This is a genomic window from Streptomyces sp. NPDC026672, assembly GCF_040638185.1.
Taxonomy (GTDB): domain Bacteria; phylum Actinomycetota; class Actinomycetes; order Streptomycetales; family Streptomycetaceae; genus Streptomyces.
Window position 1 is genome coordinate 1 of sequence record NZ_JBEZXS010000047.1, and the last position, 19753, is coordinate 19753.

General features: G+C 71.6%; 17 protein-coding genes and 1 pseudogene. 10 read left to right on the top strand and 8 right to left on the bottom strand.

The window, feature by feature from the left end; all coding sequences use genetic code 11:
* Positions 1 to 56: 56 nt before the first annotated feature.
* Complete coding sequence (locus AB0F77_RS36080; RefSeq protein WP_361956670.1) at positions 57 to 3806, top strand: SDR family NAD(P)-dependent oxidoreductase; 3750 nt, start codon at positions 57 to 59, stop codon at positions 3804 to 3806.
* 414 nt (positions 3807 to 4220) lie between these two features.
* Here AB0F77_RS36080 and AB0F77_RS36085 read toward each other — a convergent pair whose 3' ends face one another.
* Positions 4221 to 4856 (bottom strand): NAD(P)-binding domain-containing protein, encoded by a 636-nt coding sequence (locus tag AB0F77_RS36085; RefSeq protein WP_361956673.1) that lies wholly within the window; start codon positions 4854 to 4856, stop codon positions 4221 to 4223.
* Positions 4857 to 4888: 32 nt separating this feature from the next.
* The gene (locus AB0F77_RS36090; protein WP_361956676.1) at positions 4889 to 5623 is read right to left on the bottom strand and encodes an SDR family oxidoreductase; all 735 of its coding nucleotides are present in this window, start codon (positions 5621 to 5623) and stop codon (positions 4889 to 4891) included.
* A 145-nt stretch (positions 5624 to 5768) separates the two neighbouring features.
* On the opposite strand from AB0F77_RS36090, the gene AB0F77_RS36095 reads away from it, so the two are divergent.
* Positions 5769 to 6380 carry a helix-turn-helix domain-containing protein gene (locus AB0F77_RS36095; protein WP_361956679.1) on the top strand — a complete coding sequence of 204 codons (612 nt, stop codon included), beginning with the start codon at positions 5769 to 5771 and terminating at the stop codon, positions 6378 to 6380.
* A 223-nt stretch (positions 6381 to 6603) separates the two neighbouring features.
* Here AB0F77_RS36095 and AB0F77_RS36100 read toward each other — a convergent pair whose 3' ends face one another.
* The gene (locus AB0F77_RS36100) at positions 6604 to 7089 is read right to left on the bottom strand and encodes a hypothetical protein (RefSeq protein WP_361956682.1); all 486 of its coding nucleotides are present in this window, start codon (positions 7087 to 7089) and stop codon (positions 6604 to 6606) included.
* A 152-nt stretch (positions 7090 to 7241) separates the two neighbouring features.
* Here AB0F77_RS36100 and AB0F77_RS36105 point away from each other — a divergent pair.
* Positions 7242 to 7397, top strand: a pseudogene (locus tag AB0F77_RS36105) (transposase); the annotation flags it as partial.
* Positions 7398 to 7449: 52 nt separating this feature from the next.
* Here AB0F77_RS36105 and AB0F77_RS36110 read toward each other — a convergent pair.
* Entirely contained in the window at positions 7450 to 8286 is an 837-nt protein-coding gene (locus tag AB0F77_RS36110) for an SGNH/GDSL hydrolase family protein (protein ID WP_361956684.1), read from the bottom strand.
* A gap of 293 nt (positions 8287 to 8579) precedes the next feature.
* On the opposite strand from AB0F77_RS36110, the gene AB0F77_RS36115 reads away from it, so the two are divergent.
* Both AB0F77_RS36115 and AB0F77_RS36120 read left to right on the top strand, forming a co-directional pair.
* Entirely contained in the window at positions 8580 to 8720 is a 141-nt protein-coding gene (locus tag AB0F77_RS36115; protein ID WP_361956687.1) for a hypothetical protein, read from the top strand.
* Between the two features lie 65 nt (positions 8721 to 8785).
* Positions 8786 to 9646 (top strand): helix-turn-helix transcriptional regulator, encoded by an 861-nt coding sequence (locus AB0F77_RS36120; protein WP_361956690.1) that lies wholly within the window; start codon positions 8786 to 8788, stop codon positions 9644 to 9646.
* A 284-nt stretch (positions 9647 to 9930) separates the two neighbouring features.
* Here AB0F77_RS36120 and AB0F77_RS36125 read toward each other — a convergent pair whose 3' ends face one another.
* From AB0F77_RS36125 to AB0F77_RS36135, 3 genes are all read right to left on the bottom strand, one after another.
* On the bottom strand, positions 9931 to 11295 hold the full coding sequence (locus AB0F77_RS36125; protein WP_361956693.1) for an acyltransferase: 1365 nt from the start codon (positions 11293 to 11295) through the stop codon (positions 9931 to 9933).
* 219 nt (positions 11296 to 11514) lie between these two features.
* Positions 11515 to 12735: a cytochrome P450 gene (locus tag AB0F77_RS36130; RefSeq protein ID WP_361956696.1), complete on the bottom strand. Its 1221-nt coding sequence runs from the start codon at positions 12733 to 12735 to the stop codon at positions 11515 to 11517.
* A gap of 56 nt (positions 12736 to 12791) precedes the next feature.
* A complete protein-coding gene (locus AB0F77_RS36135) occupies positions 12792 to 14045 on the bottom strand; it encodes a cytochrome P450 (protein ID WP_361956699.1) in 1254 nt (417 codons plus the stop codon).
* A 424-nt stretch (positions 14046 to 14469) separates the two neighbouring features.
* Here AB0F77_RS36135 and AB0F77_RS36140 point away from each other — a divergent pair, with 424 nt between their 5' ends.
* The 4 genes from AB0F77_RS36140 (at position 14470) to AB0F77_RS36155 (ending at position 17961) form a co-directional block, all read left to right on the top strand.
* On the top strand, positions 14470 to 14667 hold the full coding sequence (locus AB0F77_RS36140) for a ferredoxin (RefSeq protein WP_361956702.1): 198 nt from the start codon (positions 14470 to 14472) through the stop codon (positions 14665 to 14667).
* 120 nt (positions 14668 to 14787) lie between these two features.
* The gene (locus AB0F77_RS36145) at positions 14788 to 16035 is read left to right on the top strand and encodes an activator-dependent family glycosyltransferase (protein ID WP_361956705.1); all 1248 of its coding nucleotides are present in this window, start codon (positions 14788 to 14790) and stop codon (positions 16033 to 16035) included.
* A 107-nt stretch (positions 16036 to 16142) separates the two neighbouring features.
* Positions 16143 to 17156 (top strand): dTDP-glucose 4,6-dehydratase, encoded by a 1014-nt coding sequence (gene rfbB / locus AB0F77_RS36150; protein ID WP_361956708.1) that lies wholly within the window; start codon positions 16143 to 16145, stop codon positions 17154 to 17156.
* Between the two features lie 16 nt (positions 17157 to 17172).
* Positions 17173 to 17961: an AfsR/SARP family transcriptional regulator gene (locus AB0F77_RS36155; protein WP_361956710.1), complete on the top strand. Its 789-nt coding sequence runs from the start codon at positions 17173 to 17175 to the stop codon at positions 17959 to 17961.
* A gap of 47 nt (positions 17962 to 18008) precedes the next feature.
* Here AB0F77_RS36155 and AB0F77_RS36160 read toward each other — a convergent pair whose 3' ends face one another.
* Positions 18009 to 18986 (bottom strand): NAD-dependent epimerase/dehydratase family protein, encoded by a 978-nt coding sequence (locus AB0F77_RS36160; RefSeq protein ID WP_361956713.1) that lies wholly within the window; start codon positions 18984 to 18986, stop codon positions 18009 to 18011.
* A gap of 156 nt (positions 18987 to 19142) precedes the next feature.
* On the opposite strand from AB0F77_RS36160, the gene AB0F77_RS36165 reads away from it, so the two are divergent.
* Positions 19143 to 19733, top strand: coding sequence for a dTDP-4-dehydrorhamnose 3,5-epimerase family protein (locus tag AB0F77_RS36165; protein ID WP_361956716.1), 591 nt, complete (start codon positions 19143 to 19145; stop codon positions 19731 to 19733).
* The last annotated feature ends 20 nt before the right edge of the window (positions 19734 to 19753 follow it).

The window sequence follows — 19753 nt, forward strand, 5'->3', positions numbered from 1 at the left end:
CTCTGCGTGAGGGTGTTCTTCCGGCGACGTTGCATGTGGATGAGCCGTCATCGCATGTGGACTGGGAGGCGGGCCAGGTCCGGCTCCTGTCCGAGTCGGTGGCGTGGCCGGGGGTGGGTCGTCCGCGTCGGGCGGGTGTCTCCTCGTTCGGGCTGAGCGGCACCAACGCACATGTCGTCCTGGAACAGGCACCCGACACCGTCATCGACACCGTCACCGGCGCAGTCATCGAGCAGCACCCCGACACGGCCATCGATAGCGACGCCGAAGCCGACGCAGAGCAGATTCTGGACTCGGGTATCGAGGGGACACCGGGCGCTGCTATCGATAGGCGAGTTGGCGGCCTGTCGCTGCCGGTGATTCCCTGGGTCGTATCAGGTCAGGGATCGATAGCGTTGCGGGACCAGGCGCAGCGTCTGCTCGCGTGGGTCGAAGCCCGTCCCGAACTTGATCCTCTCGATGTCGCGGTGTCGCTTATCGATAGCCGCTCCACGTTCGGGAACCGGGCCGTTGCGTGTGGCGCGGATCGCGAATCGATAGTCGCCAGCCTCACCGCTATCGTCCGCGACGAGGACGCCTCCGTCCCCGCCGGCGAGGGCAAGCTCGCCTTCCTCTTCTCGGGTCAGGGTGCGCAACGGCTGCGGATGGGGCGGGAGCTGTACGACGCCTTCCCGGCCTTCGCCGAAGCCTTCGACGCGGTGTGCGCGCACCTCGACGGTGACCTGAAGGGTGTCGTCTTCGGTGACGATGCCGACCTGCTGAACGAGACCGGGTGGACGCAGCCGGCCCTGTTCGCGATCGAGGTCGCGCTGTTCCGGCTGATGGAGTCCTGGGGCGTACGCCCGGACTTCCTGGTCGGGCACTCCGTCGGTGAACTGGCCGCCGCCCACGTATCAGGAGTCCTGTCCCTCGAAGACGCGGCCCGTCTGGTGTCCGCGCGTGGTCGTCTGATGCAGGAACTGCCCTCCGGTGGCGCGATGTTCGCGCTGGAGGCCACCGAGGACGAAGTCCTGCCACTGCTTTCGGCCGAGGTGGCTGTTGCGGCCGTCAACGGCCCCCGCGCGGTGGTCGTGTCCGGTACGGAGACCGCCGTCCAGGCCGTCACCGACGCGATCACCGCGCTCGGCCGCCGTACCACCCGCCTGCGCGTCTCCCACGCCTTCCACTCACCACTGATGGAGCCGATGCTCGCCGCGTTCCGCGAGATCGCGCAGAGCGTGACCTACGCCGAGCCCCTCATCCCCGTCGTCTCCAACGTGAGCGGACGACTCGCCGAACCCGGCGAGCTGGAGTCCCCCGAGTACTGGGTGCGGCACGTCCGTGAAGCCGTACGCTTCGCCGACGGCATCCGCACCCTCTCCGAGCAGGGCGTCACCCGCTACGTCGAACTCGGCCCCGACGGCACCCTCACCGCCCTCGCCGAGTCCAGCGTCCCCGACACCGACGGGATGCTCTTCGCGCCCGTCCTGCGCAAGGACCGCCCGGAGGCGGACACGGTCACCGCCGCGCTCTCCCGGGCGTTCGTGCACGGCGTCACCGTCGACTGGTCCGCCTACCTCACCAGCACCAGCACCGGTGTCCACCGCGTCGACCTGCCTACCTATGCCTTCCAGCGTGAGCGCTTCTGGCCCGGGCCCGCCGCGCACCGCACCGCCGCCGGCACGGGGAGCGTCGCGAACCCGTTGGACGACGAGTTCTGGGCCGCCGTCGAACGCGGCGACGCCCACGACCTCGCCGCCGTCCTCGGCGTCGACGAAAGCGAACTCGACACCGTCGTCCCCGCCCTGTCCGCCTGGCGCAAGGGTGCCACCGAACGCACCCTGGTCGACGCCTGGCGCTACCGCGTCACCTGGCAGCCCGTCGCTCCGCAGGCTCCCGCCGCGGCGGAGACGGGCCGTCGGCTCCTGCTGCAGCCCGCCGGCGGGGACGCCGCCCTGCCCGGCATCGAGGAGTTCCTGCCCGGTATCGAGCGCCTCACCTACGACACCACCGCCGACCGCACCGACCTCGCCCGCGCCCTCGCCGAGGCAGCGGCGGACGCCCCGTTCGCCGGCATCCTGTTCGTCCCGGACGACGTGGCGAACGCGCTCACGGTCGTCCAGGCCGTGACCGACACCGCCGAACTCGCCGCTCCCCTCTGGCTGCTCACCCACAACGCCACCACGACAGCGGCGGACGGCGCGGAGAGCGACGTCGATCCCGCGTGTGCGGCGCTGTGGGGCTTCGGGCGGGTCGCCGCGCTGGAGCACCCGGACCGCTGGGGCGGCCTGATCGACCTGCCGGAGTCCGGCGGCCTGGACCACGACACCCTGGCGAGTCTGGCCGCGGTCGTACGTGACGGGTCCGAGGACCAGGTGGTGGTGCGCGGTACGTCCGTGTCCGCCCGTCGGCTCTCCCATGCGCCGGTGTCCGACGGCCCGTCGTCCTGGGGAACGCCGGCCGAGGGCTGGCAGGCACCGGAGCGGGTACTGGTCACGGGCGGCACCGGTGGTGTCGGTGCTCGTCTGGCCCGGTGGCTGGTCGAGCGGGGTGCCACGCACCTGGTCCTGGTGAACCGGCGGGGTCCTGAGGCGCCGGGTGCCGGTGAACTCGCGCAGGAGTTGCGGGAGGCGGGTGCCGAGGTGGTCGTCGAGGCCTGCGACACGGCCGACCGCGACGCCGTCACCGACCTGCTGACCCGGTACCCGGTCGACGCCGTCTTCCACGCCGCCGGCATCCTCGACGACGACGTCATCGACCGCATGACCCCCCAACGCGTCCACGCGGTCCTGGCCGCCAAGGCCACCGGAGCCGACCACCTCGACACCGTCACCCGCAACCTCGGCCTCGACCTCACCGCCTTCGTCGTCTTCTCCTCCATCGCCGGCGTCTGGGGCAGCGGCGGACAAGCCGCCTACGCCGCCGCCAACGCCCACCTCGACGCCCTCACCGAACGCCGCCGCACCCACCACCTCCCCGCCACCGCCATCGCCTGGGGACCCTGGGGCGGTGGTGGCATGGTGACCGACACGGCCGCCGTGGAGCTGACGCGGCGCGGACTCCGGGTCATGGACCCTGACTTGGCGCTTGCCGGGCTCGGCCGTGCCTTGGCCGTCGGTGACAGTACGGTGGTGGTGGCCGACGTGGACTGGGACAGGTTCCTGCCCACGTTCACGAGCCGCCGTCCCAGCCCGCTGCTCGCCGCCCTGCCGGAGGCGAAGGCCGCCGAACAGGCCCCGGAGGAAGGGGAGTCGGCCGCCGAGCGTCCCCTCGTGGTGAAGCTGACCGCCGCGCCCGCCGAGGCACGGGTCCAGTTGCTCCAGGACCACGTACGCGCGGTCGCCGCCGCGGCCCTCGGCTTCGACGGGGCGTTGGGCGTCGAACCCGGCAAGGCGTTCCGGGACATGGGCTTCGACTCGCTGACCGCGGTCGAGTTGCGCAACCAGCTCGGCCAGGACACCGGGCTGCGCCTGCCGACCACGCTCGTCTTCGACCACCCCACACCCGCCGACCTCGCCCGCCACCTCAACGGCGAACTCTTCGGCGGCGGACAGGCCAACGCGACGGCCCTGCTCGCCGAGGTGGAGGGCACGATGGCGAAACTCCTGGGCACCGACCCGGGGTTGGACGTCAGGACCCTGCTCAAGACACGGCTACGGGCGTTCCTCACCGAGATCGAGGACCTCGACGCCGGTCCGGGCGGACTGGACCTGGGCGGCCTCGGCGCGGCCGGCACGGGCACCGCGGTGTCTGTGGCCGACCAACTGGACGACGCCACCGACGACGAACTGTTCGACTTCATCAGCCGCCAACTCGACGACAAGTAGCCGACCGGGAAAGCCGAACTCTCCACGCCGCCCGGACCGGCCCGGACCGAGCCCCGGCCCGGGCGGCACCCCCGATCAACTCACCACAAGGCCCACTCCCCCATCCCGGACCGGCCGGTCCGGTGACCACCCCGGACGGACACCGGACCGGCCCCAGAACACATGCCGATGCCCGGCCCCGCCCGGAACCTGCCTCCGCTCACGACATCGGGCGCCGGCCCGGGCCGCCACGCCGTTCCCCGAGGGCGAGCCCGAGCAGAGTGACTGGTGTCGGCCCAGCGTGCCGAGCGCCGCACCGCGCGGCACCGCACCAACCGGTTCGGCCGCTGTTCGTTCCAACTTCCGGCCTGCCGGGCGGGCCACGGCCGCTCAGCTACTCGGACGCGGCCGACGACGAGTGTGCTCGGTGTTCCGTCAACCGTTCGCTCGGACGGGAAGCTCGGTGATGCTGAGGGAGAAGTCCAGGTTTCCCACTCCGTGGTTGGCGAGGCCCACCGTGACCACTCCCGCTCCTTCGAGCCAGTGCGCCATTTTCAGGCCGCCGACGTCCAGCGGGCGCAGCCCGAGGCTCTCGATGAACGCCCCCACACGTGCCTTGGCCGACGCGCTGTCGCCGGCGACGAAGACGTCGGGCCGTCCCTTCTCCAGGACATGGCGGAAGACGGTGTTGAACGCCTTCACCACGCCGGCGCCGGCCGGGGCCGCCTTGGCGACTTCCTGCGCGATCGAGGTCTCCTCACGGTGGGCCAGCCCGTCGAACGCGGCGTTGAAGGGGTTGCTGATGTCGATGATGACCTTGCCCGCGAGAGCGTCTCCGTACTGGGCGACGGCCGGCACGACACCGTCGTACAGCAGGGCCACGATGACGATGTCCCCGGCCGGGGCGGTGCCCCATTCCCCTGTCGTGGCGCCGCCGCCGAGGGCCTTGGCCAGGTCGGCGGCCTTGGACTGATCGCGGCCCATGACCTCGACGGTGTTGCCGCCCGCTATCGCCCGCGCTCCGATGGTGCGGGCCATGTTCCCGGTGCCGATGATGCTGATGTTGCTCATGAGGAGTCCTGCCCTGGTTGTGGCTGTTCGGTTCAGATGGCGGTGGTGCCGCCGTCGGCGACGAGTTCCATGCCGTTGACGTAGCTGGAGTCGTCGGAGGCGAGGAAGAGGGCGGCGGTGGCGATCTCGTCGGGGCGGCCCATCTGACCGCGGGGGATGAGGGACTCGAACTGGCGCTTGGTGGCCTCGTCGAAGAGCTCTTCCTGCTTGGCGGTGGCGACCTGGCCGGGAGTCAGGACGTTGACGCGGATGCGGCGGTCCTTGAGCTCGTTGAGCCAGATGCGGGCCCAGGCCTGCTGGACGGCCTTGCTGCCGGCGTAGACGCTCCAGCCGGGGAAGGCGCCGAGGGAGGCGTTGGAGCCGGTCATGAGGATGGAGCCGCCGTCGTTGAAGAGCGGGAGGGCCTTCTGGACGGTGAACAGGGTGCCGCGGGCGTTGAGCCCGAACCAGGTGTCGAACTGGGCCTCGGTGATCTCGCCGAGCGGGGCGGGCTCGCCTCCGCCGGCGCTGGCCCACAGCACGTCGAGGCTGCCCTTCTCCCGCTTGACGGTGTCGTACAGGCGGTCCAGGTCGTCCAGGTCGGCGGCGTCGCCCTGGACCCCGGTGACGTTGCGGCCGATCAGCTTCACGGCCTCGTCCAGGGCGTCCTGGCGGCGGCCGGTGATGAAGACGTGCGCTCCCTCGTCGACGAAGAGCCTCGCGCCTGCCAGCGCCATTCCGGTGGTGCCGCCGGTGATGACCGCGACCTTGCCGTCGAGCTTTCCCATAGTCGTTCCCTCGGGTCGGTGATGCCGTGTGTACCTGGGGCGGCATCGTTAAGTACACCGCCCTGTGTGCTTACGCTACTGGGCGACCGGCCGGGAACGCAAACTATGTACACCGGTCGTTACCCGGCTGCGGTACCATGGACCCATGACGGAGTTGGAGAAGGGGCCCACGGGCCGCCGCCGCGGCCGGGGCGCCCGCGAGCGCATCCTCGGCGCGTCCCAGCGGCTGTTCCGGGAACAGGGCATCAACCGCACCGGCATGGACCAGCTGTGCGCGGCGGCCGAGGTGTCCAAGCGCACGGCCTACCAGCACTTCAGCAGCAAGGACGAACTCGTCGCCGAGTACCTGCGCCGGTTCGACCCCTCCGTTCTGTCCGGCGTGTTCGACCGCACCGACCTCACGCCCCGCGAACGGCTCCTCGCCGCCTTCGACGTCCCCCCCACCACTCCCCTGTGCCCCTACATCGGCGCCGCTGTCGAACTCCACGACCCCCAGCACCCGGCATCCCAGTACGCACGCGACTACAAGAAGGCCGTCGCCGCGCGGCTCGCCGACACCGCCCGCGAAGCCGGCGCCGCCGACCCCGAGCAGCTCGGCGAGCAGCTCGCGCTGCTCATCGACGGCGCCGCGGCCCGCACCCGGGTCCTCAACGCCGACGCCTTCCCCACCGCCGCCGCCATCGCCGCCGTCCTCATCGACAACGCCATCCCCGCCACAGCCGGCGACGACCGGCGACAAGAGGAAGCGCCAAGCTGACCTGGCACTCCGCGGCCGGACCGGACCTGCAGGCTTTTACAGCAGCGCAGGCGGGAACGACCACGCCGGATTCACTACCTGGAGCAGCGCTGTGTGCAGAGGGGTGCCGATGCCCCGGGACTGCCACGGCGGACGCACCGTCAACTCGCACAGCCCCATCAGGCGCTCCGAGCGGGCGCCCTCGGGTCCGAACGCATCTCGGGCAGGGCTGGGCCGGCGTGGTCTACCACCAGGCGGAGCACTTGGCCGGGGGGTCCGTGACCAGCGAGCCACAGACCCGGAACTGGTACTCGGGGTCGGTGCTGGTCCGCCGGAAGGGCGTGGTCAGGCTCTGTCCCGCGGCCCGGACGGTGAAGGGGCCGCACTGGAGCCAGGGGGACACGGAATCGGCGTTGTCCCAGCCGTCTGCCCGCCAGTCCATCCAGACCTTGTCGCCGGGTCGGGTCTGACCGCTGATCTTGCCGAAGCCGATCTGTGTGCCGCCGTAGACGCCCTTCTCGAGCGTGAAGTGGACGTTGCCGACCCAGAACTCCCGCGGCTTCTGGGAATCGCCCGAGGCGTTGTCCGGGTGGTCGCGGAAGCCGCGCTTGCCTCCCTCGCAGTCGGAGGCCGCAGCCGCGGCGGACTGCGGGGGCTGGGCGAGGACGACACCGGTGGCGGCCGTGCACAGTACCGCGGCCGTGGCGAGGGTGGAACGCAACAGGCGCATGAGAGTCGTCTCTTCCTGTCGGTGGAAGGAACTTCCGTGACGAGACCGGGGTCTGGAGGACAACTCGAACTATGGGGAGGAGGGGGAGCCGGCGGTACCTGAGAATCGTCAGGGTGGCCGTACGCCGCTCAGCCGGGACGAAGGCCGTGAAGGTGAGTCTGCTGTCCGACGCCGGTCCTGGGGAGGTGTTCGTGCAAGCGTCACGCTTCCGGGAGGACTTTTTCGACCGCCCGACCGCGCGCGGGGACGAACTGCTCGACCTCGTCGACGCGTTGCTGTGCGCGGACGGTCCGGTGACCCCGCCGGTGACGACGACGGCCCGCCCGGTCGGTGTCCGCGTGTTCGGCCCGTGCGGCTGGATCAGCGTGCAGGCTGGTGGTCGTCGGGCCCGGTGGGACTGGTGGTGAGGTGATCGGCGACGGCCTCGGCGGTGGCGCGCATGCCGTCGGCGTTGGGGTGGAACGGTACGACGGTGCGCAGGTCGCGTAGCCGGCCGGGCAGCCCGGTCACCCACGGCTGCGCCGAGCCGAGGGCATGGGCGCGGCTGCGTTCGCCGATGCGTACGAGTTCGGCGCCCGAGCGTGCGGCGGCTTCGGCGAACACGTCCTCGACGCGGTCGCCGAGCCGGCGCAGCCCGTCGAGGACGTCGGGGGCGAACGGTGCCTCGGGGCCGGGGAGGGTGTCAGGGCCGAGGACGGTGAGGTAGTCGACCAGGAGGACGCGGACCCCGGGGGCGCGTTCGCGCACCGCGGCGACGACGTCGGCGAGGCCGGTCGCCACGTGTTCGACGTCCGCGGCGGAGGGGGTGGGGACCTGGGGCCCGGGGAGCACGGCGCGCAGCGGGCGCGTCCAGGCGCGGGTGGCCAGACGTGCGGCCACGGCGTGGGTGAACAGCCTGCCGATGTAGTTCAGGTCGTTGCCGCCGACGGTGACGGTGACCAGGTCGGTGTCGGCGGGGATGCCGTGCACTTGCGGGGGGAAGCGGGTGCCTCCGCGGCGTTGCGGGGTGTCGAGGAGGGTGGAGGTCGTGGCGCCGGACACGGTCAGGTCGGTCAGCCGGGCGCCGAGCCGGTCCGCAAGCAGGTGCGGGTAGTTGCGGGCCGAGCGTCCAGCCGCGCGGTCCGCGACCGGTTCGATGCCGGGGCCGGCGGCGAACGAGCTGCCGAGGGCGGCTATCCGGTGGTACTGCGACCCCATCTGGGCTCCTGAGTGGTCGTAGGGCAGCGGTGCATGCGTGGTGGCTGTGGCGTGTCGGGCCATGGCTTCCTGCGGTCCCGGATTCCTGCGCCGTGCCAACCGCACGAGTCACCGACCCATGCCCATCCGGGCCTGCGGCGCGCGAGAACGTCGAACGCCGCGCACCTTTGTGCGGTGCGTACTTCAGGCCAGGCGTAGCGGACGCCCCACTGCCTCCTGCGACGCGCCCCCGGCCATAAGGTGACCGCTGTCGATACGCACGGGCGCGCACGCGGAGCCCCACCATACCGGTCGTGTTCCTGACCGAGGAACAGCGCGGCAGCCACGGCACCTTCAGCACCGTGCCCGACGACGCGTGGGGGGTGGTGCGGCCTTCGCCCTGGGCGAGCGAGCCTCGTGTAGCTTTCGTCGATATTTCGTCGACGTCAGGGTGATTTCCTTACTCCGTCCAGTGACGTCACCACAAGCATTAAGTCTGTAAGGGGATCTGCTCATCGCCATGAGTAAGGGAAAATTCGCGTCTTCCGTTCTGGCTGTCGCCGCCTTACGCCGAGGCGATCTGGTGTCTGCGGCACGGCATATCGAGACCGTCGGCGACGGAAGCCTCGACTCCTCCTCGCCCGATGAACTGGCCCACTACCACTGGCTGGTGCTCCAGCTCGCGGCGGCGTCGACAGGGTCGCGACGCGCCGTCGAGCGGTTCATGGCGGAGCAACCCGGGACCCTGATGGACGGAACCATGCTCTCGGTGGAGCCAGGCTCCGCGGCATGGCTGGTCAGAGTCCTGCTGAAAGCCGGTGACCGACCGGCCGCGGAGTCGGTCGTCCGGGCAGCCGGTACCGAACCGCAGCCCGGCACGTTGCATGCGCGCAGCCTGCTGGACAAGAACGCCATGCGCCTCGGCCACGTCATCGGTCACTACCGGGACCCATGGGCCCGCGCATCGGCCGTCGAGGACCTGGGCGTGCTGCTCATGACCGGCCCGGAGCGCCGGTACAGGGAGTCGGAAGGCCGTCTCCGTGAAGCGGCCGGAATATATCAGGAGATCGGCTCCGTCCGTGACGAGAGGCGTGTCGTCCGGCGGTTGAGGGAATTCCCCGTCCGGGCCACCGGCGGTTCGGCCGCCCGCCCTGCCGCGGATACCTCCTGGTCCTGCCTGACCAAGTCCGAACGGGCCGTCGCGCGTCTGGTTCGGCAAGGACTGAGCAATCACCAGACGGCGAGTCGGCTCTACATTTCTCCCCACACCGTTGATTTTCACCTGCGCCGGATCTACCAGAAGCTGGGAGTTCGGTCGCGTGTGCAACTCGCGAGCGTCCCGGACGGCTTTCTGGAGGATCAGCTCACTCCGTCCGAATAGGGTCAGCCGGCGGACGCCCTTCTCCCCATCCGGGGCGGCGTCGTACTCCGCGACGATCCGGAGCTTGTACTCCGCGGTGAACAACCGGCGCTTCGAACGAGGCGCGGGATCGGGCAGGCCACCGGCTCAAGGTCGCGTCGGCACCCCCGTATGGATCGTGGACGCGGCGGTGTGCTCCGGGCCCGGGCGGCCGTCAGGTGTCCGGTCGTCGTGCCGGGGGCCGCGTGCCGAGGGTTTTGTCGGCGTCCGGGGACCCCGTCTTGTCACAGGTCCGTCCCGTGGGGTCAGTTCGCCGCGGCCGCCGCGTAGGTGTGCAGGCGGTGCATCCACTGCGGGGTGCGGATGCGGTCGGCCTGGTCGAGGGTGAGGCAGAGGTAGACGTCGCGGCCCCCGTCCCCGGTGGGGGTCGGGGCGATGTGCACCGTCGGCACCGGCAGATCCGGGAACTCGTACCAGAACGGCTTGCCCGCGCCCAGGTCGATGTCGTAGATCGGGAACTGCGACCAGTTGTTGACGGTCAGCGCCGTGTCGACGACGTCCGGCGCGCGCACCGACATGACGTGCCGTGACACCCCCGCTTTGCGGTGCGCGTCGAGGAACGCCAGCTCGTCGCGGAGCTTGTCGGCGGTGTTGGCGTCCAGGCACGCCCGGACGTCCTGGGCGACCCGGCCGAGCGGCCGGGAGCACAGTTCGCCGGCCGTGGTCCCGGTCCAGCTGTTGCTGACGCAGTTGCCCCAGTACTCGGCGGGCAGGTCGGCGCTCAACCGGGACTGGGCGCCGACGATCATCCCGAGCCACTCGGCGGCGTCGTCGGGACGGGCGCGCAGTTCGCCGTAGACCTGCCACAGGTGCGCGGTCAGGGCGTCGTTGCTGGACACCCAGGCGCCATCGCCGGACAGGCCCTCCTGCGCGGCCTCCTTCAGCGCGGCGATCTCGGCGGCGCCGAAGCGGGTGGCCACGGTGGCGAGCTTGGTCATACCGACCCTGATGTTCGTGGTCAGCAGGCGCAGCTGGGACACGCTCATGAAGGCGCGGGAGGCCGTGACCGCGGGGTCCGTCGAGGCGAGCGCCAGGGCGTCCAGGGCGGGGCGATCGTGGGACGGTTCCGGGAACGGCAGGCCGCGGTGCTCGTGCGACCAGCTCCGCAGGAAGGCGAGGGTGTTGCCGCCGTCCGCCAGACAGTGGTTGATCATCACGCCGAGGATGGAGCCGCCGTCGCGCATCTGGGTCAGGCGGACCTTCAGCAGCGGGGTGTCGCGGTCCACCACGCGGAACGCGCTGACCTCGCGCAGGAGTTTGCCGATCACCGGCTCCGTGCGCAGGGCGGGTCCGTACTCCCGCATGGGCTCGGGGGACACGGCCTCGATGAAGCGGACGCCGGCGTCGTTGCACAGCACGCTCAGGCCGCCGTCCCGGTCCCGGGTGAGCCGGCCGGCGAGCGGGGGGTAGTGGCGCAGCGTGCGGGCCAGGGAGGCGCGCAGTTCCGCGGCGTCCAGGGTCTCCCGGTAGAAGAACGTCAGCGGTGTGTACCAGGGGCCGGTGAGCAGGTCGTACCCGGTGAGCCGGATACGGCCCGCGTCCGCGACCCCGGCGCGCACGACGTGGACGCGCTGCTCGACGCTCTCGACGGTGTTCCGGAACGGCGCCATGTCGGCGGCCTTCCTGTTCTTGCCGACTCCCCCGCCCCTCCCGTCTCCCGCGCCCCCGCTCACGCCGCCCCCGGCGGGCGCCCCGGTCCCCGTGGCGCCAACAGCATCCGTCGTCACGTCAGTTCGTCCTTTTCCATCGGGTCGGTCGGTCCCGGGGTGGTCGCAGCCCCGGGCCGTCAGGTCCGGGGCCGTCGGTGAGGGGCGGTCGGTCCCAGGCCGTCAGTCCCAGGCGACGAGGAGGCTGTCGACCCCGTAGTGGACGGCGCGGTCGCGCAGCGGGACGTCCTCCGCCGCCGTGGCGAGGCGCAGGTTCGGGAAGCGCTCGAAGAGGCTGCGCAGGCCGATCCTGAGGGTGGCGCGGGCCAGGTGCTGGCCGAGGCACTGGTGGGCGCCGAAGCCGAGCGCGAGGTGCTTGCGCGGGATGCGGGTGACGTCGAGCGCGTCCGGGTCCTCGAAGGCCTCGGGGTCGCGGTTGGCGGCGTGCAGTGCGAGGACGACGGTCTGGCCCGCCTTCACGGTGACGCCGTCGATCTCGACGTCCTCCAGCGCGCACCGGCTCGATCCCAGGTGCGAGATGGTCAGGTACCGCAGCAGTTCGTCGACCGCGCCCGTCTCGTACAGCTCGGGCCGCTCCCGCAGCAGGGCCAGTTGCTCCGGGTGCTCCAGCAGGGCGAAGGTGCCGAGGGCCAGCATGTTGGGCGTCGTGTCGAGCGAGCCGCCCAGGGTGAGCACCGCGAGGTTGACCATCTCCTCCTCGGTGAGCTCCCCGGTGGCGGCGAGCTGTCCGAAGAAGTCGTCGCCCGGGTCCTTCATCCGCTCCCGGACCATGGGCCGCAGCGCGCCGTCCATGGACTCGATGATGTGGATGAACTCCTCCAGCGTGTACGTCAGCCGCATCATCGCGGCGAACGACCCGGAGATGACGGACATCAGCTCGGCGGAGACGCCCATCAGCGACTGCACGGTGCGCAGGCTGACGACCTCGGCGAACGACTTCAGCAGGTCTGCCGAGCCGCCCTGGTCGGCCATCTCGTCGAGGGTCTGGTCGATGATGCGGGTCAGCTCGGGCTCGAACTGCTGGATGCGGCGGACGGTGAAGTGGCCGGCCAGCAGCCGCCGGTACTTCGAGTGGTCGGGCGCGTCCATCTTGGCGAACGAGCCGGGCGCCGCGGGCTCGGGCTTGAACTCGTCGATCGGGAACGGCGGGGCCACCACGTGGGCGAGCAGCTCGTTGCGGTGGCTGAAGCGGGTGTCGGCGAGGATCTGCCGTACCAGGTCGTGCCGCGTGATCAGCCAGCCGTTGGGGTCGCCGGGGGCCACCTGGAAGGTGAGGGGGCTGACCGGGGTCTCCTCGCGCAGGCGGGTGTACGCCGCGGGCGGGTCGAAGGGGCACTTGCCCCGGTCCGTCGGGATCACGGGCGCGTCGGGCCTGGTCTTCATGGTCACTCCGTTGATGTGCCGGTTGTGCCGTGGGGTGAGGGCGGGGACTGGCGGGGTCAGGCCCTTTTGACGAGCAGCGGGAGGTGCCGCGCGCCAAAGACGTTGGTGCCGTGGTAGCTCAGCCGGGCGTCCGGGTCGACCTCGATACGCGCGTACCGGTCGAGCAGCGCGTTCAGGGCGATGCGGCCCTCCAGCCGGGCCAGCGGCGCTCCGATGCAGTAGTGGATGCCGTGGCCGAAGGCCGCCTGGCGGGTGTTGGAGCGGCCGGGGCGGAAGGCGGCGGCGTCCTCGAAGACGCGTTCGTCGCGGTTGGCCGACAGCAGCCACAGGTGGACGAGGCTGTTGGCGGGGACGGGGATCCCGGCGATCTCGGTGTCGGCCGTGGTGACCCGCTCGATGCGGGTGAACGGCGGGCGCAGCCGCAGGGTCTCCTCGATCAGGGCGGGCACGAGCGAGCGGTCGGCGCGGACCCGGTCGTACAGCTCGGGGTCCTGGTCGAGGCAGAGCAGCGCGTTGCCCACGAGGACGGCGGTCGTGATGTGCCCGGCGAGCAGCAGGAGGGTGGCGAAGCTCGCGATGTCCTCGTCGTCGAGGCGCTCGCCCTCCAGCTCCGCGTGGACCAGGGTGCCCAGCAGGTCGTCGCGCGGTTCGGCGCGGCGGGCCTCGATGAACGTCTGGAGGTACATGGTGATGGTGACGGCGGTCTCCTCCATGCGCCGTACGCTCTCGGGGTCCTCGGGGTCGGTGGACAGCAGTTGGTCCGCCCAGCCCTGGAAGCGGTGCCGGTCGTCCTCGGGGACGCCGAGCATCCGTGCGATGACCGTCACGGGCAGCGGGTTGGCGAGGGCGTCGACCAGGTCGAAGCGGTCGGTGTCGACGGCGTCGAGGAGGTCGTCCGTCAGCTCGGTGACCGAGGGCTCCAGGCCGGCGATCAGTCCCGGGGTGAAGGCGCGGCTGACCAGCCGGCGCATCTTGCCGTGCAGCGGCGGGTCGAGGAGGAGCAGGGTGCCGCGCGGCGCCTTCTTCTCACCGCCGGAGAGCCGGCCGACGGTGTCGGAGGAGAACAGCGCCGGGTCGGAGAGGACCCGCTGGACGTCCTCGTGCCGGAAGACGTGGGTGTTGCCCGACGGGTCGCGCCAGGCGGGGTGGTCCTCGCGCATCCGCGCGGTCCAGGCGAGCAGGGTCGCGCCGCCGTCCGGCTCCACCGTGGGCGGGGCCGTGCCGGGGCCCGGCTCTGGTGCGTCGCGGACCGCCGACTCCGCCGTCCCGGATGTTCCGCCGGGTACGTCCGGGATGTCTTCCTCCGCCACCAGTGTTCCCCTCTCGTAGGGTCCGCCGCGATCTGCCGCGGTCCGGTGCGCGAGCCGCCGCACGGTGTCCGCCGGCCGCGGACTGTCCTGGGGCCTGGGCCCGCCGGGACGTCCCGCGCCGGAAGTCCGGCGCGCGCGAAACGCGTGTCGGCCGGGTTCCCCGACGGGGGCCCGGCTGCCCCGTCACTCCAGCACAGGGGACCCGGGGCGGGCCAGGAACGGCCGCGTAGTCTAGGGATTCACCGAGTACCTCCGCCCGTCGGCGGTGCCCCGGTGCCCCACAGTCTGGAGGAAACCCCAGAGAGTGCCGGTGAGCGGCGGCAACCGGTCGGTACGCGGCCCAAGATGGGGCACGTCCCGGCCGACGGGACGCCCCGCCCCGACCGCGGGACACCCAGAGGACCCAGGATGCGGAAGGTCCGGCATGGACATCGTGATCGACCAGGACAAGTGCATGGGGACCGGGGGCTGCGTGATGATCGCGCCCGAGGTCTTCGACCAGGACGAGACCGACGGCCGCGCACTGCTCCTGCTGGAGCGGCCCGGGAGCGAGCACGACAAGGCCGTCCGTGAGGCGTACGAGTCCTGCCCCCTGGGTGCCATCAGCCTCCGGGAGAACTGAGCGGGCGTCCGGTGTCCGCCGGGGCGACGGTGTCGTCCCGGCCGCCCGGGCCCGGATCCCTCAGCGAGCCCAGCAGCCCAGCGGCGCGGCCGCAGACCTTCCACGAACGGAGAGGATGCCGTGCGCGTTCTGTTCGCCGGCCTGTCGGAGAAGTCCCACCTCTACACGATGGTCCCGCTGGCCTGGGCCCTGACCGCGGCCGGGCACGACGTGCTGATGGCCAACTCACCGGCGCTGACGTCGTCGGTGACCGCGGCCGGTCTGATCGCCGCGCCCGTCGGCAACGACCACACACTGCACGCGGACATGGCCGGTTCCCGCGAGTCCCAGGACGCCGACGTGGCGAACTGGAGCCACCTCGGCCGCGGCCAGGTCGGCTGGCGGGAGCTGCTCGAACGCTACGAGATCAGCGTGCCCTGGGGTTTCGCCCGCTACAACGGACCGGTCATGGAGGACATGGTCGCGCTGGCCCGTGGCTGGCGGCCGGACCTCGTCGTCCGTGACCCCCTCGCCTACGCCGGGGCCGTCGCGGCCCGTGCCTGCGGGGCCGCCCACGCGCGCCTGCTGTGGTCCGCCGACGTGTACGGGCAGGCCCGCCGCACCTTCGTCGAGCTGTCCCGGAACGTGCCCGCGGCCGAGCGCCGGGATCCGCTGGCCGAGTGGATCGACGAGAGCGCCGCGCCGTACGGCATCACCTGCGACGAGGAGCTCCTGAACGGGCAGGTCACCATCGACAGCCTGCCGCCGAGCCTGCGTCCCTCCAGTTCGCTGCACCAGCTGTCCATGCGGTACGTCCCCTACAACGGCACCGCCGTGCAGTGGGACTGGCTGCGCGAGGAGCCCAAGCAGCCGCGGGTGTGCGTGACCCTCGGCCGCACCAACACCGAGGCGTACGGCGGCGACTACGTGCCCCTGGACGACATCCTCACCGGGCTCGGTGCCCTGGACGTGGATGTCGTCGCCGCGCTGATGCCCGAACAGGCCGAGCAGCTGGGGCAGTTGCCGCCCAATGTGCGCGCCGTCAGCGGTGTCGCCCTCAACACCCTGCTGCCCAGCTGCTCCGCGGTGATCCACCACGGCGGCTGGGGCAGTTTCGCCACCGCCCTCGTCAACGGGGTGCCGCAGCTGGCCCTGGCGACCAACGTCGCCGACCAGGAGCTGCGCGGCCGGGCCCTGGAGAAGGCGGGCGCCGGGATCTTCGTCCACCACAGCGACGTCGACGCCGGCCAGGTCCTGGTCCACACCCGCAGGCTCCTGGAGGAGCCCTCGTTCGCCGCGGCCGCCCGCCGGCTGCGCGCCGAGTCCCGTGCCATGCCCAGCCCGCACGCCCTGGTCGCGCGGCTGGAACGCCTCGTCGCCGAGCGCTGACCCCCGTCCGTCCCGCTCCACCCCGGCCGACCGGCCGGATCCGTACACATGAGGAAGGAGGACGGCGTCCCCACCACTCCCATCGGGGAGCGGGCGCCGCAACCCCGATGAGTCAGACGCGCATCCTGGTGACCGGCGGTGCCGGCTTCATCGGCTCCCACTACGTCCGCACCCTCCTCGGGCCGTTCGGCCCCGAAGACGTCTCGGTGACCGTCCTCGACGCCTTCACCTACGCGGCCAACCCGGTGAGCCTCGACGAGGTCCGCGACTCGCCGCGTTTCCGGCTCGTCGTCGGCGACATCTGCGACCCCGAGGTGGTCGGCCCGCTCATGGCCGAGCACGACCAGGTCGTCCACTTCGCCGCCGAGTCCCACGTGGACCGTTCGCTGTCCAGCTCGGCCGAGTTCGTCCGCACCAACGTGCTGGGCACGCAGGTGCTGCTCGACGCCGCGCGCCTGCACGGTGTACGCACCTTCGTGCACGTGTCCACCGACGAGGTCTACGGCTCCATCGCCGCCGGTTCCTCCGACGAGCAGAAGGCGATCGACCCCAACTCGCCCTACGCCGCGTCCAAGGCGGCGAGCGACCTGCTCGCGCTGGTCTACCACCGCTCGCACGGCATGGACGTCCGGGTCACCCGCTGCTCCAACAACTACGGGCACCACCAGTACCCGGAGAAGATCGTCCCCCTGTTCGTCACCCGGCTGCTGCGCGGCGAGAAGGTCCCGCTGTACGGCGACGGGCTCAACGTGCGCGACTGGCTGCACATCGACGACCACGTCCGCGGCATCGAGCTCGTGCGCACCAGCGGTCGCGCCGGTGAGATCTACAACATCGGCGGCGGCACCGAGCTGACCAACCGCGAGCTGACCGGTCTGCTCCTGGAGGCGTGCGGCGCGGACTGGGACCGGGTCGAGTACGTCACCGACCGCAAGGGCCACGACCGCCGCTACTCGGTCGACTGGACCAAGGCCCACACCGAGCTGGGCTACAAGCCGCAGAAGGACTTCACCGAGGGCCTCGCCGAGACCGTCGCCTGGTACCGCGACCACCGCGACTGGTGGGAGCGCCCGGCGGCGCAGGACGGGTCCGCGGTGGCGGCGACGGGAACCACCGAATGACGACAGGAACCACCGCATGCTGACGTTCCGCACCCTCGGCCTCCTGGAGGTCACCCGCGACGGCAGGCCCGTCACACCGACCGCGCCCAAGGTCCGCCAGATGCTCGCCCTGCTGCTGGCCCGGCGCAACAGTCTGGTGTCCGTGGCGGCGATCGCCGCGGAACTGTGGGACCACCACCCGCCGCGCAGTGCCACGGCGACCGTCCAGACGTACGTCTACCAGCTGCGCAAGCTGCTGCAGAGCGACGAGGAGACGGCCGCCGGCACGGGAGCGCTGATCACCCGTGCCACCGGCTACATGCTGCACGTGGGCCCCGGCGACTACGACGCCGAGGAGTTCGAGGACCTCACCACCCAGGGCCGCACCGCGCTCGACGACGGCGACGCGGCGACGGCGGCCAAACAGCTGACCGCGGCCCTGGAGTGGTGGGTGGGCGAGCCCTTCGCGGACGTCGCACAGGGTCCCAGTCTCCAGGCGTACGCACTGCGCCTGGAGGAGCTCCACATGCACACCCTGGAGATGCGCATCACGGCCGGGCTCAGTCTCGGTCTGCACCGCGAACTCGTCGCGGAACTCAAGGAGCTGGCCAGTACGCATCCGCTGCACGAGTGGTTCCAGGGCGGTCTCATCATCGCCCTGCAGCGCTGCGGCCGGCGCAGCGAGGCCCTCCAGGTCTACCAGCGGCTGAGCCGCCTGCTGCGGGACGAACTGGGTCTCGACCCCTCGCCGGGTCTCCAGCAGATCCGTCAGCACGTGCTGATGGACCGGGTCACCACCGCCGATCTCAGCCTGCTGCCCGGCTGACCCGTCCCGGCCCCCCTGTCCGACCGGTCCGGTCCGCTCCGGCCGGTTCAGTCGGCGTTCTCCGCCGCCCGCCACAGGTCGCGCACGGTGTCCTCGGGGCTGCGGCGGGGCGACCAGCCGAGCACTTCGCGCGCCGCGGTGATGTCCACGCACATCCAGTCCTCGTCGGTCGCCGGGCGCAGGGTCGTCCCGGTGTCCTCGACCAGCCGGGCGGTGCGTTCGCTCGCCGCGATCAGCAGGTCGACCAGGGTGCGCACGTGCAGCGAGGTGCCGCTGCCGATGTTCAGCACCCGGCCGGAGGCGCCGGGGGTGCGGGCGGCGGCGACCATGGCCTCCGAGGCGTCCCGCGCGTCGACGAAGTCGCGGCTGCTGCGCAGTGGGGAGAGCTGTACGGTGACGGGCTCGTCCGGCGCTCCGGCCAGCAGCTGCCGTGCCACCTGGCCCAGCAGGCTGCCGGGCGGCGTCCCGGCACCGATCATGTTCGACAGCCGCAGCACGACCGCGTCCGTGCGGCCCTCCTCGGCGGCGCGCAGCACCGCGAGCGAGCCGACCAGCTTCGACTGCCCGTACTCCGCCGTGGGCCGGGTCGGGGTGTCCTCGGACAGTGGCACTCCGGCGGGCTGGGGGGCGTACTCGTGGACCGATCCGACGTGGACCAGGCGCGGCCGCCAGGTGGCGGCGTCCAGCGCGGCGAGCAGGCGTTCCACGAGGAGTTCGTTGCCCTGGCGCATCACGCCGGGCGAGGACGACCAGGCGACGCCGGCCGCGTTGACGACGGCGAGCGGGCGTTCGGCGTCGATCAGTTCGGTCAGTGCGTCCGGTCCGTGTTCAACCAGGTCCATCGAGCAGAAGCGCCACGACTCGGGCGCCTTGGCCGGCCGCCGGGCCACGGCCAGGACCTCGTGCCCGGCGGCTTCCAGGGCCGCCGCCGCGTGCCGGCCGACGAATCCGGTCGCGCCGAGGACGACCACCCTGCCGGAGGTACCGTCCGGCCTTTCGGGCAGTGCCTGCGTACCGACCGCCATGCCGCTCTCCTCCTGCCGATGGCTCGTTGCGGACACTGTGTCACCCGGCGGTCGAGAACCTCTCCAGAACGATTCGACTCGACCGGGCCCTGTGCCGCTCTTCAACGGTCCTCGACCGCACCGCCATAGGGTGCTGCCACCATGAAGGTTCGAGAGATGGCTGTGCCCGACGCGTTCCACATCACGCCGCACAAGATCGGCGATCTGCGCGGAAACTTCTACGAGTCGTTCCGCCACGACCGGCTGGCCGAGGAGATCGGCCGTCCGGTGCCCGTGGTGCAGGTGAACTTCTCGGTCTCGCGCAAGAGCACGCTGCGCGGACTGCACGGCACCCTGCTGCCGCCCGGCCAGGCGAAGGTCGTCGGTGTCGTGCGCGGCGCGGTTCTCGACATCGTCGTGGACCTGCGGCTGGGCTCGCCCACCTTCGGGGTGCACGAGGTGAACCACATCGACGCCGAGTCGGGCGACACGCTGTTCGTCGCCGAGGGGCTCGTGCACGGCTTCCTCGCGCTCACCGACGACACGTGCGTCTCCTATCTGTGCTCGACTGAGTTCGTGCCGGGCACCCAGATCGACATCGACCCCTTCGACCGTGAACTCGACCTGCCCTGGGGGCTGTCCGAGGCGCCGCTGATGTCGACCAAGGACTCCTCGGCCGTCTCGGTCGCCGCCGCCCGCGACGCCGGCCGGCTGCCCACATACGAGGACTGCCTCGCGCACTACGCGGCGCTGCGCGCCGGCACCTGACACGGCCCGTCCCGGGCCGG